Origin of the sequence: Klenkia sesuvii, assembly GCF_037083825.1 — a bacterium.
Lineage (GTDB): Bacteria > Actinomycetota > Actinomycetes > Mycobacteriales > Geodermatophilaceae > Klenkia > Klenkia sesuvii.
This window is the reverse complement of record NZ_JBAPLU010000019.1, coordinates 78,974-91,524: the sequence shown is the minus strand read 5'-3', so window position 1 is coordinate 91,524 and position 12,551 is coordinate 78,974. Positions and strand designations below refer to the sequence as shown.

Genomic DNA, 12,551 nt, shown 5'->3' with positions numbered 1-12,551 from the left:
TCACCACCCTGAACACGATCTCCACGATCGGGTCGTTCGTGCTGGGGGCCTCCACCATCCCGTTCCTGTACAACGTGGTGAAGTCCTGGAAGTACGGGCAGCTGGCCCTGCGCGATGACCCCTGGGGCCACGGCAACTCCCTGGAGTGGGCCACCTCCAGCCCCCCGCCCCGGCACAACTTCCTGGAGATCCCCCGCATCCGCTCCGAACGCCCCGCCTTCGAGCTGCACTACCCCCACCTCCGCGAACGACTGGAGGCGGAGGCGCACGCCGGCAGCAAGCACACGCCCTACGCCAGCGAGCTGCTCGACGGCACCGGCAAGCGCGCCGGGGTCAACGACCCCGACCCGCTCTAGCCACCAGCTGCTCCGACGACGCCCCGCAGGCCACCGGCCGGCGGGGCGTCGTCCGTGCGGGGGCGGGATGCCCGGGCGCGGGCGGCGGGGTGCGGACGGTGGGGTGCGGACGGCGGGGTGCGTGCCCGGTCGTGGTCGGGCGTCGGGCACGATGTCGGCCGTGACCGGCCCCGCCCAGGACGCCCCCGCCCAGGACGCACCCGCCTCCGACGCCGTCCGCGGCACCCCGCACCAGGCCCCGGCGACCGCCGTCCCGCACGCCGGGGCGTTGTTGACGGTCACCGGTGCCGACCGACCCGGCGTGACCGCCCGGCTGTTCGCCGCGCTCGCCGAGCTGCCCGCGCTCGAGGTGGTCGACGTCGAGCAGGTCGTGGTGCACGGCCAGCTCGTCCTGGGGGTGGTCGTCCACGAGCACGGCGGGCGCGACGAGGCCGACCTGGTCTCCCGGCTGGTCGGACCGGCCTCGACCGTCGGGGCGGCGTCGGGGGTGCAGGTACGCGTCGAACCGGCCCGTGGTGCGCACGCCCTGGCCGCCGACGGGGTTCGCCGGCACCACGTCATCGTGCTCGGCCGACCGGTGCCGCCGGACGCCGTCGGCGGCGCCGCGCGGGCCATCGCCGACGTCGGCGGGAACATCGACGCCATCCGCCGGCTGTCGGACTACCCGGTCACCAGCTTCGAGCTGACCGTCTCGGGGGCCGAGGCGGGCCGGTTGCGCGCGGCCCTCGGTGCCGTGGCCGCGGCGACCGGGGCCGACATCGCCGTCGAGCAGGTGGGCCTGGCCCGCCGCAGCAAGCGGCTGATCGTGCTCGACGTGGACTCCACGCTGGTGCGCGGCGAGGTCATCGACGAGCTGGCCGCCCGGGCCGGCCGGGCTGCGGAGGTCGCCCGGATCACGGCCGCGGCGATGAACGGCGAGCTGGACTTCGAGCAGTCGCTGCGGGCGCGGGTGGCGGCGCTGGCCGGGTTGCCGGTCGGGGTGCTGGACGAGGTGCGCGAGCACCTGGTGCTCACGCCGGGGGCGCGCACGCTCATCCGCACCCTGCAGCGGCTGGGGTTCCGGTGCGGCATCGTCTCCGGCGGCTTCACCCAGATCACCGACCCGCTGGCCGACTCGCTCGGCCTGGACTTCGCGGCCGCCAACACCCTGGAGGTCGCCGAGGGCGTCCTCACCGGTGGTCTGGTGGGGGAGATCGTCGACCGGCCCGGCAAGGCGCGCGCGCTGGCCCGGTTCGCCGCCGAGCACGGCATCCCGCTGGAGCAGACGGTGGCGGTCGGCGACGGCGCCAACGACCTGGACATGCTGACCACCGCCGGGCTGGGCATCGCGTTCAACGCCAAGCCGTTCGTCCGCGAGCAGGCGCACACCGCGCTCAACCAGCCCTACCTGGACGCCGTTCTGCAGGTCCTGGGCTTCACCCGCGACGAGGTCCTCGACGCGGCATGATCACCAGCGCTGGGGCTCCCCGTGCAGCTGGACGCCGGCCGTGGTGAGCTGCTCGAGGGCGGCTGCGGTCGTGCCCTCGGCCACCCCGACGGTCAGCGGGAGCAGCACGCGCGTCCCGAACCCGGCCGCGACGGCGTCCAGGGCCGTGGCCCGTACGCAGTGGTCGGTGGCGATGCCGACCACGTCGACCTCGTCGACGCCGTGCGAGCGCAACCAGTCGGCGAGCCCGACACCGTCGCTGGCGCCCTCGAAGCCGGAGTAGGCGGCGGCGTGCTCACCCTTGTCGAACACCGCCTGCAGCACCCCGCGGTCGAGGTCGGGGTGCAGCTCGACACCGCCGGTGCCCACCACGCAGTGCGCCGGCCACGTGTCCAGGTAGTCGGGGGTGGCCGAGAAGTGCGGGCCCGGGTCGACGTGGTGGTCGCGGGTGGCGACGACGTGGGCGTAGTGGCCCTGCTCGAGCCCCTGGCCGGCGTGCACGGTGACGGCGCGGGCCACCGCGGCCCCGCCGGCCACGGCGAGGCTGCCGCCCTCGCAGAAGTCGTTCTGCACGTCGACGACGATCAGTGCGCGGGTCATGCGTCGACCGTATCGATGGCCGGCTCGCCGCGGGACAGCGACCAGGCCTCGGTCGGCAGGGTCGCCCGCACCTGCTCGTGGTGCTCGCGCGCGGCCCGCAGCCAGCCGACCGGGTCGTGGTCGACGACCGGGCGACCGTCGCGCACCAAGGGCACCAGCAGGTCGCGGTCCCCGGCCCGGGGGTCGACGGCGTGCGGGGACACCACCTCGGCGGTCGCCGTCCCGGCCGGGTCGTGCCTGCGGACGGCGCCCTTGCGGCCGCCCACCGAGCGCTTGCCCTCGGAGTTCTTGGCCACCGGGGTCCCGTCGCGCTCGACCAGCTTGTAGACCATGCCGGCGGTGGGGGAGCCCGAGCCGGTCACCAGCGAGGTGCCCACGCCGTACCCGTCGACGGGCGCGGCGGCCAACGCGGCGATGGCGTACTCGTCGAGGTCGCTGGTGACGGTCACCCGGGTGCGGTGCGCGCCGAGGGAGTCCAGCAGCGCGCGGGCCTGCACGGCGAGGTCGCCCAGGTCGCCGGAGTCCAGGCGGACCGCGCCCAGCTCGGGACCGGCCACCTCGATCGCCGTCCGGATGCCCTGCATCGTGTCGTAGGTGTCCACCAGCAACGTCGTCCCCGTGCCGAGCGCGGCGACCTGGGCGCGGAACGCGCCGGCCTCGTCGTCGTGCAGGAGCGTGAAGGCGTGCGCGCTGGTCCCGGCGGTGGGCACCCCGTAGCGGGCGCCGGCGGCCAGGTTGGAGGTCGAGGCGAAGCCGACCAGCCAGGCGGCGCGGGCAGCGGCCACCGCGGCCTCCTCGTGGGTCCGCCGGGACCCCATCTCGATGCAGGGGCGGCCGCCGGCCGCGCCGACCATGCGGGCGGCGGCCGAGGCGATGGCGCTGTCGTGGTTGAGCACCGAGAGGACGAGGGTCTCCAGGAGCACGGCCTCGCCGAAGGGGGCGCGGACGCTGAGCACCGGGCTGCCCGGGAAGTAGACCTCGCCCTCGGCGTAGCCGTCGACGTCCCCGGTGAACCGGAACCCGGCCAGCCGGTCCAGCAGCGCCGGGTCGGTGAGCCCCTGGTCGCGCAGCGCGGCGAGCTCGGCGTCGCCGAACCGGAAGGCGGTCAGGGCCTCGAGCAACCGGCCGGTGCCGGCCAGGACGCCGTAGCGGCGCCCGTGGGGCAGCCGCCGGGCGAACACCTCGAAGGTGCACGCGCGGTCGGCCGTGCCGTCGGCGAGGGCGGCGGCGAGCATCGTCAGCTCGTAGCGGTCGGTCAGCATCACCGGGCTGAGGGCCATGGGCAGGAAGCCTAGAGTGGACGGGTGGCTGCACCGCTCGCGCCCGAGAGGACGCCCGACACCACCACCGGCACCGAGCACGAGCTCGACCGCCCGTGGGTGACCGTGGTGTGGGACGACCCGGTCAACCTCATGACCTACGTGACCTTCGTGCTGCAGGAGCTGTTCGGGTACGACGAGCAGAAGGCCACCACCCTGATGCTCCAGGTGCACCACGAGGGCAAGGCCATCGTCAGCTCCGGCCCGCGCGAGCGCATGGAGCACGACACGAGCCGGCTGCACGCCTACGGGTTGTGGGCCAGCTACCAGCGCGACTCGTGACGCCCTTCCGTCGCCGCGGTGACCGCGTCGAGGCCGTGTTCGGTGCCGCCGAGTCCGGCGTCCTGGTCCTGCTGCTCGACCAGCTGGCGCAGGTGCTGTCCGGCGACCCGCCCACGGGTACCGCCGCCGACGACCCGGTCGTGGCGCGGCTGTTCCCGGCCGGTCACGCCACCGACGCCGAGCTGGCCCGCGACTACCGCGAGCTCACCGGGGCCACCCTGCGGGACGGGAAGGCCGAGGACCTGGCCCTGGTGCGGGCCACGCTCCCGGTCGACGGCGGCGCCGTCCGGCTGGACACCGACCAGGCCCGCTCCTGGCTGCGCACCACCAACGACCTGCGGCTGGCGCTGGGCACCCGGCTGGGCATCACCGCCGAGGGCGCCCCCCAGGGCGCCGACGAGGCCCAGGCGTCGGTCTACCACTGGCTCACCGCCGTGCAGGGGTCCCTCGTCGACGCGCTCGCGGCTGCCGGGGGCCGCCCGAGGTGAGCACCACCAGCGCTGCCAGCAGCAGGTCCAGCGCGAAGGCCACGTAGACGAGGCTGGGCACGTCGCGCAGGTCACGCACCAGCGCACCCACCGAGGCCACCAGCACCAGCGCGGAGAGTGCGAGGATGGCCAGCAGGCCCAGGCTGCGCCCGACCAGGACCACGACGAACTCCGACCGGCTGGCCCCGCCGGGGCGCAGGTTGCGGGGTCCGCGGCGGGTCAGCCGACGCAGGCCCACCACGAGGGCCGGCAGGGCCACGACCACGACGCCGACGACCATCAGGACCAGAATCACCACGGTCCCGGACCGTACCGGTACGGCGGGGCCGGCCACCGCGTGCGGCCGACCCTGCCGGCCGCACGTAGGATGCCGAACGTGCTGCGCATCGACCGGGCGTCCTACGACGCGATCGTCGCGCACGCACGCCGTGACCACCCCGACGAGGCGTGCGGCGTCGTCGCCGGGCCCGACGGCAGCGACCGGCCCGAGCGGTTCATCCCGATGCTCAACGCCGCCCGGTCGCCCACGTTCTACGAGTTCGACAGTGCCGACCTGCTGGCGCTCTACCGCGAGATGGACGACCGCGACGAGGTCCCGGTCGTCGTCTACCACTCGCACACCGCCACCGAGGCCTACCCCTCGCGCACCGACATCAGCTACGCGTCCGAGCCCTTCGCGCACTACGTGCTGGTCTCCACCCGCGAGCACGGCGAGCAGACCGGCCTGGTGGGCGACGACGTCGAGTTCCGCAGCTTCCGGATCGTCGACGGCGTGGTCACCGAGGAGGACGTCGACGTCGTCGAGTCCTACCTGTTCGGGCACTCGCCCACCACCGTCGTCTACGACTGAACCGGCGGAATGCCGGTCACGAGCTGACCGTTCGCTCCCGTAGAGACCCTCCTCGCCGCGTGCTGCGCGAGGTGACCCCACCCCACGAAAGGCACGAGACCCATGGCCATCGAGGTCCGGATCCCGACCATCCTGCGCACCCACACCGGCGGCAACAAGACCGTCTCCGGCTCCGGTGCCACCCTCGGCGCGCTGGTCGAGGACATCGACAACCAGCACCCCGGCATCAAGGGCCGTCTGGTCACCGACGAGGGCAAGCTGCACCGCTTCGTCAACGTGTACGTCAACGACGAGGACGTCCGGTTCACCGGTGCGCTGGACACCGAGCTCAAGGACGGCGACTCGGTCACCATCCTGCCCGCGGTCGCCGGCGGCTGATCGCGATGGCCCGGTTCGCCTCCCTCGTCGACTCCCTCGGCGGCACACCCCTGGTGGGGCTGCCGTCCTTGTCGCCGACCCCCGACGTCCGGCTGTGGGCCAAGCTCGAGGACCACAACCCGACCGGGTCGATCAAGGACCGGGCGGCCATCGCCATGGTCGAGGCCGCGGAGAAGGAGGGCCGGCTGCACCCCGGCTCGACCATCCTGGAGCCCACCAGCGGCAACACCGGCATCTCGCTGGCCATGGTCGCCCGGCAGCGTGGCTACCGGCTGATCTGCGTCATGCCCGAGAACACCTCGGTCGAGCGGCGCCAGCTGCTCGAGATGTACGGCGCGCAGATCATCAGCTCGCCGGCCGCCGGCGGCAGCAACCAGGCGGTCGCCCAGGCCAAGGAGCTGGCCGCGCAGAACCCCGACTGGGTGATGCTCTACCAGTACGGCAACCCGGCCAACGCCGAGGCGCACTACACCGGCACCGGGCCCGAGATCGTCGCCGACCTGCCCTCCATCACGCACTTCGTCGCGGGGCTGGGCACCACCGGCACCCTGATGGGCGTGGGGCGCTACCTGCGCGAGCACAAGCCCGGTGTCCAGGTCATCGCGGCCGAGCCGCGGTACGGCGAGCTGGTGTACGGGCTGCGCAACATCGACGAGGGCTTCATCCCCGAGTTGTACGACCCCGAGATGCTCGACGGCCGGTTCTCCGTCGGGCCCGACGACGCCGTGCACCGCACCCGTCAGCTGGTCGAGCGCGAGGGCATCTTCGCCGGCATCTCCACCGGCGCGATCCTGCACGCGGCGCTGGGCATCGCCGACAAGGAGGTCGCGGCCGGCCGGAAGGCCGACATCTGCTTCATCGTCTGCGACGGCGGGTGGAAGTACCTCTCCACCGGCGCCTACGCCGGCACCCTGGACGAGGCCACCGCCGCGCTCGAGGGCCAGCTGTGGGCCTGAGCCCCGACGACCTCGCCCCCGACCTGCACGTCCCGGCCCAGGGCATCCTCTTCGACAACGACGGGGTGCTGGTGGACTCGCTGCCGGCCGTCGAGAGCGCGTGGTCGCGCTGGGCGCACGCCCACGACCTGGAGCCGGGGCAGGCGTTGGCGATCGTGCACGGACGCCGGGCCGTGGACACCGTCGCGGCGCTGCTGCCCGAGGACCGTCGCGCGGCCGGGGTCGAGCTGATCGACGCCCTCGAGATCGAGGACGCCGGCCTGGTGGCCGCCATGGGCGGGGTGCCGGCGCTGCTGGCGATGCTGCCGCCGGGCTCGTGGGCCGTGGTCACCTCCGGCACGCGGGCGCTGGCCACCGCCCGGTTGCAGGCCGCCGGCCTCCCGGTGCCCGAGGTCTTCGTCACCGCCGACGACGTCGTGGCCGGCAAGCCCGACCCGGCCGGCTACCTGGCCGCCGCGGCCGGGCTCGGGCTGCCGCCGGCCCGAGCGCTGGTCGTCGAGGACAGCCCCAGCGGCATCCAGGCAGGTCAGGCCGCCGGCTGCCCGGTGCTGGGCATCGGGGAGGAGGCGCTGGACAGCGGCGCCGAGGTCGTCGTCCGGGACCTGGCCGGGGCCCGGTGGGCCGGCTACGGACTGCTGCTGCCGGCCGCCACCGTGCTGCGCGGGCCGGGTCGGCACTAGCCTTCACCCCGATGGGGACCCAGCCGAGCGCCACCGCACCGATCGGGGTGTTCGACTCCGGGGTGGGCGGGTTGACCGTCGTCCGGGCCATCCTGGACCAGTTGCCGCACGAGGCGGTGCGCTACGTCGGCGACACCGCGCACGGTCCCTACGGTCCGCTGCCGATCGCCGAGGTGCGCCGGCACTCCCTGGCCGTCATGGACGACCTGGTCGAGGCCGGGGTCAAGCTGCTGGTGGTGGCGTGCAACTCGGCCAGCGCCGCGGGGCTCCGCGACGCGCGCGAGCGCTACGACGTCCCGGTGGTGGAGGTCGTGCTGCCCGCCGTGCGCCGGGCCACCGCGGCCACCCGCAGCGGACGGGTCGGGGTCATCGGCACCACGGCCACCATCACCTCCGGTGCCTACGCCGACGCGTTCGCCGCCGCCCCGCACATCACCGTCACCAGCGCCGCCTGCCCCAGCTTCGTCGATTTCGTCGAGCGCGGGGTGACCAGCGGCCGGCAGCTGCTGGGTCTCGCGCAGGCCTACCTCGAGCCGCTGCAGGCCGCCGAGGTGGACACCGTCGTGCTGGGCTGCACCCACTACCCGCTGCTCACCGGCGTGCTCTCGCTGGTGCTCGGGCCGGGGGTCACCCTGGTGTCCAGCGCCGAGGAGACCGCGCAGGACGTCTACCGGGTGCTCACCACCGCCGACCGGCTCCGCCCGGACGACGCCCCGCCGCCCCGGCACGCCTTCCTGGCCACCGGGGACCCCGAGCCCTTCGCCCGGTTGGGTCGCCGCTTCCTCGGCCCGGTCGTGGAGACGGTGGTACCCGCATGAGGCTCATCGTCGTCGGCTGCTCGGGCTCGGGCCCGGGGCCGGACTCCCCGGCGTCGTGCTACCTGGTCGAGCACGACGGGTACCGCCTGGTGCTCGACCTGGGCAGCGGCGCGTTCGGCGCGCTGCAGCGGGTGCTGCCGCCCGACGACGTCGACGCCGTCCTGCTCTCGCACCTGCACGCCGACCACTGCCTCGACGTGGCGCCCTACACGGTCTGGCGCCGGTACTCCGGCCTGGCCACCCGCGGTCCGGTGCCGCTGTACGCGCCGGTGGGCGCCGACCGGCGGCTGCGGTTGGCCTACGACCTCTCCGACGGGCCGATCGACGACGTGTTCGAGGTGTTCGGCATCGGGGCCGGCTCGTTCGAGCTCGGCCCCTTCCAGGTGCAGACGGCGCGCACCGCGCACCCGGTGGAGTGCTACGCGTTCCGGCTCACGGCCGGGGGCCGGTCGCTGGTCTACACCGGGGACACCGGGGCCTGCGCCGCCGTCGTGGAGCTGGCCCGCGGGGCCGACGTCCTGCTGGCCGAGGCCGCCCACCCCGACGTCCCCGGGTTGCCGCCGGATCTGCACCTGACCGGCCGCGAGGCCGGCGAGCACGCCCGCGACGCCGGCGTCGGCCGGCTGCTGCTCACCCACGTGCCGTCGTGGGTGGACCCGGCCGCGCAGCTGGCGTCGGCGTCGGCGGTGTTCCCGGCGGCCGAGCTGGTCGCCCCGCTCGGGGTCTACGACCTCTGATGGACGGCGTCACCTTCTCCTCGCTGGACGACGAGCTGGGTGACGGCCTCGGCGTGACCAAGCGGGCGCTGGTCGAGCACTACGACGCGTTCGCTGACCGGCTGGTTCCGCTGCTGTCGGGGCGCCCGCTGACCATGGTGCGCATCCGGCCGAGGGCGGCGGCGTTCGTGCAGCGGGACATCCCGAAGGGGGCGCCCGACTGGGTGCGCACGGTGGCCACCTGGTCCGACCGCACGCGGCGCGAGGTGCACCAGGTGCTCGTGGAGGATCGGCGCACCCTGCTCTGGCTGGCCAACCAGCGAGCGGTGGAGCTGCACGTGCCGTTCTCGCCCGTCGTCGACGGCGCGTTCGCCGAGCCAACGGGGCTCGTGCTCGACCTCGACCCGCCGGACGGCGGGCCCTTCTCGCGGGTCGTGGCGGTGGCGCGGCTGGCCCGGGAGGCGCTCGCCGCCGCCGGGCTGGCCGCGGCGGTGAAGACCAGCGGTTCACGGGGGCTGCACGTGGTGGTGCCGGTGCGCGGCTCGTCGCACGAGGACGTCGCCGCGGCCACCCGCGCGCTCGCCGCCCGCACGGCGGCGCTGGACCCGTCGGTGGCGACGACGGAGTACGTGGTGGCCGAGCGGGGCGACCGGGTGTTCGTCGACTCCACCCGGTCGGGGCGCGGCACGGTCGCCGTCGCGTGGTCGCCGCGGGCCCGGCCAGGGCTGCCGGTCTCGGTGCCCGTCGCCTGGGACGACCTCGACGGTGCCTCCCCGCAGGGCGTCACGGTCGCCGACGCCGCCGGACGCTTCCCCGACGACCCGTGGACGGCGTCGCTGCCCGCCCCGCAGGTCCTGCCGGTCGACCTGGTCGCCGAGGGCCACACCATCCCCGTCGCCCGGGTCGCCGCCATGCACGAGGGCAAGCGCCGCAAGAAGGCCGCCGAGGGCGGCTGAGCTCGGCCCGGCGGCAGCAGCGCCGGGCCGAGCTCCACCACGTAGCGACCGGGCGGTCAAGCCGGTCTGTGGACGAGCGGCCGCTGTCCACAGGTACCCATCGGCAGGTCCGGATCGGTCGGACCCGGTCGGCACGGTGCCGTGCATGACGACAGCACAGGAGAACGCCTGGCTCGACCAGGAGGAGAGCTACCTCGCCCAGGTGCTCAGGGCGCACCGGTGGGCGGTGCAGTACGTCGCCGCCGGCGAGGAGCCCGACGAGCCGCCGTTCGGCTACACGATCGGGATGCACGGCATGGTGCACCCGGAGCTCGTCGTGGTCGGTCTCGGGTCGGTCGAGAGCCACGCCCTGCTGCAGCGGGTGGCCACCATGGTGGTGGCCGGCCGTGACCTGGTACCGGGGGAGCAGCTGTCGCTGCCCGAGCGCGACGTCACGGTCGAGCAGCTGCCGAACCCGGGGGAGGTGGTCCTGGGCGCCAACCGGCTGTACCGCCGCCCGGAGGTGCTGTCGGTGGAGGCCTTCCAGCTGACCTGGGCGCACGACGGCGCGTACCCGTGGGACCCGCACTACCCGTGCGACCCGGCTGCCTGTCAGCCGCGCCCCGGCACCTGGCGAGCCTGATGCTGACGACGTCGCCATCCACGCCGGCCATGACCAGATCGGTGACTGCTGCTACGTCCGCGGCGCGGAGCGGGCCGGGTCCTCGTCACGGTCAGCCACGGATGGTCAGCAGAGAATTACCTGATCAGAGGCCTGTTCTGACCCCGTTTCTGTCGGACCCCTCTGGTGGACTGGGCCCATGACGAGGACGGGCCGGCGGTTCTGGGTGGAGGTGTCCCCTCGCTTCGCCGCGCCCGTTCCGCCCCGGCTGGAGGGCAGCGTGCCGCGGTTGACCGCGTTGGCGGTGGCTGCTGGTCTGGACGGGGCGGAGCTGGATGCGGAGTTGGCGTCGGTGCACCGCCAACGTTCGTCGCTGGCCGCCTACGAGCTGGGGTTGATCGAACGCAAGGCCACCCTGGGTGCCCGGCCACCGTTGCCGTTCGGGCCGGTCACCCGCTCCGACACCCGCACCGCGACCCACCACGGGGGCAGCGTGCCCGACCTGCTGGACGAGGAGGAGGCCGCGACCCTGCAGGGCGCCGATGACTTCCTGCCTGATGAGGTGGCGGTGCTGCTGAACGCCTCGGTGCCCTCCACCCGCCACCACGTCGACCACGCCCTGACCCTGGTTCGACAATTCCCCGGGGTGTGGCATGCACTGGCCGACCAGCGGATCGATGAGTCGCGGGCGCGGGCGATCGTGAAGGCGCTCAAGCACCAGGCTGCATCGTGGGGTGGTCCGGTCGACGACGGCATCGTCGACGCGTTGGCTGCGTGCGGGGTGGGGTGGGCCGAGCGCGGTTGTGGGCCCACGGCGTTGCACGACCGGCTGGTGGCGGCGTTGATCGCCGCCGATCCGGATGCGGCTGATCGGCGTCGGGAGATGTCGAAGCGTGGCGCGGACGCGGTCGTGGTGGGCACCGGTGACGGGTTGGGTGAGCTGCGGCTGCTGCACGTGGACCTGGCTGATCTGACGCTGGCGAGGGCGCAGGTCGATGCCTACGCGCGGAGGATGAAGGCTGACGGTGACGAGCGGCCGATCGGGCAGATCCGGGTCGCTGTGGTGCTGGCGTTGATCATGCGGCCGTGGGAAGCGCGGGACCCGGCGGTGGCGCACGTGACGGTCAACGCCGACCTGGCCGACCTGCTGCTGCCCGACCTCGAGCCGCTGCTGCCCACCGTCCCTGAGAACAGCGACGGGGACGCCGGTCCCGCCGACCTCACCGACGCCGGCCCTTCTGGCATGGCGGACGACGGTCAGGTCGGCGGGGCCGTCTCTGCTGACGAGGACGGCCACGCCGCCGGCGCGGACGCTGAGACCGACCACGAACTCGGCGGTGGCGACCCCACGAAGCGTGCAGCTCCCGGAGGCGACGTCGGCACTGCGCCTCCACCCGGGGCCATCGGGACAGGGGCACCCGGAACCGAGGGGACAGCCATGCCCGCGACCGGCGGGACAGCTCTGCCCAGCGGCGGGTCGCAGGTCGGCGACGTCGGCGGGATGCCCGTCAGCCCGGCGGCGGTGCGCGAACTGCTCCGGCGCATCGACGCCCTGGGCTTGACCCACCCGATCGGCGGTCACCTCGCGTTCACCATCACCGGCGGTCGAGGCCGGCTGCTGGCCGTCGCCACCCCCGAGGAGCTCGAAGCCGCCGCCAGGACGGGCCAGGGGCTCAGCCCGCCGCCGGCCACACCCGGCTACCGGCCAACCGCGGCCCAGTACCGGTACCTGCGCGCCCGCGACCGGCACTGCCGCTTCCCCGGCTGCCGCCAGACCGCCCTGCACGCCGACGCAGACCACGTCGTCCCCTACGACCACCACGACCCCGCACGCGGCGGGAGGACCTGCGTCCGCAACCTGGTGATGCTCTGCCGACGCCACCACCTGCTCAAGACCCACGCCCCCGGCTGGGCCTTCGCCCTCGACCCCGACGGCATCCTGCACGTCACCACCCCCGGCGGCACCACCCGCAGCACCCGGCCACCGGCCGCCGGCGAGGTACTCGACCTCCTCCGCCCCGCCCCGCCACCCCACGACCCGGCAGCGGACCCACCCCCGTTCTGAGGCGGGCCGGCGGGGTCACCGGGCTGAGAGCTGCCCGGGGAGATCTGTGGAGATGTCCGG

General features: G+C 74.4%; 15 protein-coding genes and 1 pseudogene. 13 read left to right on the top strand and 3 right to left on the bottom strand.

Annotated elements, in window-relative coordinates; genetic code table 11:
- Both TEK04_RS16685 and serB read left to right on the top strand, forming a co-directional pair.
- A pseudogene (locus TEK04_RS16685) lies at positions 1–356 on the top strand (cytochrome ubiquinol oxidase subunit I); the annotation flags it as partial.
- Between the two features lie 268 nt (positions 357–624).
- Positions 625–1,803, top strand: coding sequence for a phosphoserine phosphatase SerB (serB, locus tag TEK04_RS16680; protein WP_432277349.1), 1,179 nt, complete (start codon positions 625–627; stop codon positions 1,801–1,803).
- On the opposite strand, the gene TEK04_RS16675 is transcribed toward serB, so the two are convergent.
- Together TEK04_RS16675 and TEK04_RS16670 are read right to left on the bottom strand one after the other, a co-directional pair.
- Positions 1,804–2,382: an isochorismatase family protein gene (locus TEK04_RS16675; protein ID WP_336405477.1), complete on the bottom strand. Its 579-nt coding sequence runs from the start codon at positions 2,380–2,382 to the stop codon at positions 1,804–1,806.
- The gene (locus tag TEK04_RS16670; protein WP_336405476.1) at positions 2,379–3,662 is read right to left on the bottom strand and encodes a nicotinate phosphoribosyltransferase; all 1,284 of its coding nucleotides are present in this window, start codon (positions 3,660–3,662) and stop codon (positions 2,379–2,381) included. Before TEK04_RS16670 ends, TEK04_RS16675 begins: the two co-directional genes overlap by 4 nt.
- 24 nt (positions 3,663–3,686) lie before the next feature.
- Between TEK04_RS16670 and clpS the strand changes: the two genes are divergently transcribed.
- Together clpS and TEK04_RS16660 are read left to right on the top strand one after the other, a co-directional pair.
- A complete protein-coding gene (clpS, locus tag TEK04_RS16665; protein WP_336405475.1) occupies positions 3,687–3,983 on the top strand; it encodes an ATP-dependent Clp protease adapter ClpS in 297 nt (98 codons plus the stop codon).
- Positions 3,980–4,471 carry a DUF2017 family protein gene (locus TEK04_RS16660; protein ID WP_336405474.1) on the top strand — a complete coding sequence of 164 codons (492 nt, stop codon included), beginning with the start codon at positions 3,980–3,982 and terminating at the stop codon, positions 4,469–4,471. Before clpS ends, TEK04_RS16660 begins: the two co-directional genes overlap by 4 nt.
- Here TEK04_RS16660 and TEK04_RS16655 read toward each other — a convergent pair.
- A complete protein-coding gene (locus tag TEK04_RS16655; RefSeq protein WP_336405473.1) occupies positions 4,410–4,769 on the bottom strand; it encodes a hypothetical protein in 360 nt (119 codons plus the stop codon). The two genes, TEK04_RS16660 and TEK04_RS16655, sit on opposite strands and share 62 nt — an antisense overlap.
- Before the next feature lie 78 nt (positions 4,770–4,847).
- On the opposite strand from TEK04_RS16655, the gene TEK04_RS16650 reads away from it, so the two are divergent.
- The 9 genes from TEK04_RS16650 to TEK04_RS16610 all read left to right on the top strand — a co-directional run bounded on the left by TEK04_RS16650 (position 4,848) and on the right by TEK04_RS16610 (position 12,491).
- Entirely contained in the window at positions 4,848–5,321 is a 474-nt protein-coding gene (locus TEK04_RS16650) for a M67 family metallopeptidase (protein ID WP_336405472.1), read from the top strand.
- A 102-nt stretch (positions 5,322–5,423) separates the two neighbouring features.
- The gene (locus TEK04_RS16645) at positions 5,424–5,699 is read left to right on the top strand and encodes a MoaD/ThiS family protein (RefSeq protein WP_336405471.1); all 276 of its coding nucleotides are present in this window, start codon (positions 5,424–5,426) and stop codon (positions 5,697–5,699) included.
- 5 nt (positions 5,700–5,704) lie between these two features.
- Positions 5,705–6,655 (top strand): PLP-dependent cysteine synthase family protein, encoded by a 951-nt coding sequence (locus tag TEK04_RS16640; RefSeq protein ID WP_336405470.1) that lies wholly within the window; start codon positions 5,705–5,707, stop codon positions 6,653–6,655.
- Positions 6,646–7,335 (top strand): HAD-IA family hydrolase, encoded by a 690-nt coding sequence (locus TEK04_RS16635; protein ID WP_336405469.1) that lies wholly within the window; start codon positions 6,646–6,648, stop codon positions 7,333–7,335. The genes TEK04_RS16640 and TEK04_RS16635 overlap by 10 nt, the downstream gene beginning before the upstream one ends.
- An 11-nt stretch (positions 7,336–7,346) precedes the next feature.
- On the top strand, positions 7,347–8,153 hold the full coding sequence (murI, locus tag TEK04_RS16630; RefSeq protein ID WP_336405468.1) for a glutamate racemase: 807 nt from the start codon (positions 7,347–7,349) through the stop codon (positions 8,151–8,153).
- Positions 8,150–8,890, top strand: a complete 741-nt coding sequence (locus TEK04_RS16625; RefSeq protein WP_336405467.1) for an MBL fold metallo-hydrolase — start codon at positions 8,150–8,152, stop codon at positions 8,888–8,890. The genes murI and TEK04_RS16625 overlap by 4 nt, the downstream gene beginning before the upstream one ends.
- Entirely contained in the window at positions 8,890–9,825 is a 936-nt protein-coding gene (gene ligD / locus TEK04_RS16620) for a non-homologous end-joining DNA ligase LigD (protein WP_336405466.1), read from the top strand. The genes TEK04_RS16625 and ligD overlap by 1 nt, the downstream gene beginning before the upstream one ends.
- Positions 9,826–9,970: 145 nt before the next feature.
- Complete coding sequence (locus tag TEK04_RS16615) at positions 9,971–10,447, top strand: DUF4262 domain-containing protein (RefSeq protein ID WP_336405465.1); 477 nt, start codon at positions 9,971–9,973, stop codon at positions 10,445–10,447.
- Between the two features lie 178 nt (positions 10,448–10,625).
- Positions 10,626–12,491: an HNH endonuclease signature motif containing protein gene (locus tag TEK04_RS16610; RefSeq protein ID WP_336405464.1), complete on the top strand. Its 1,866-nt coding sequence runs from the start codon at positions 10,626–10,628 to the stop codon at positions 12,489–12,491.
- The last annotated feature ends 60 nt before the right edge of the window (positions 12,492–12,551 follow it).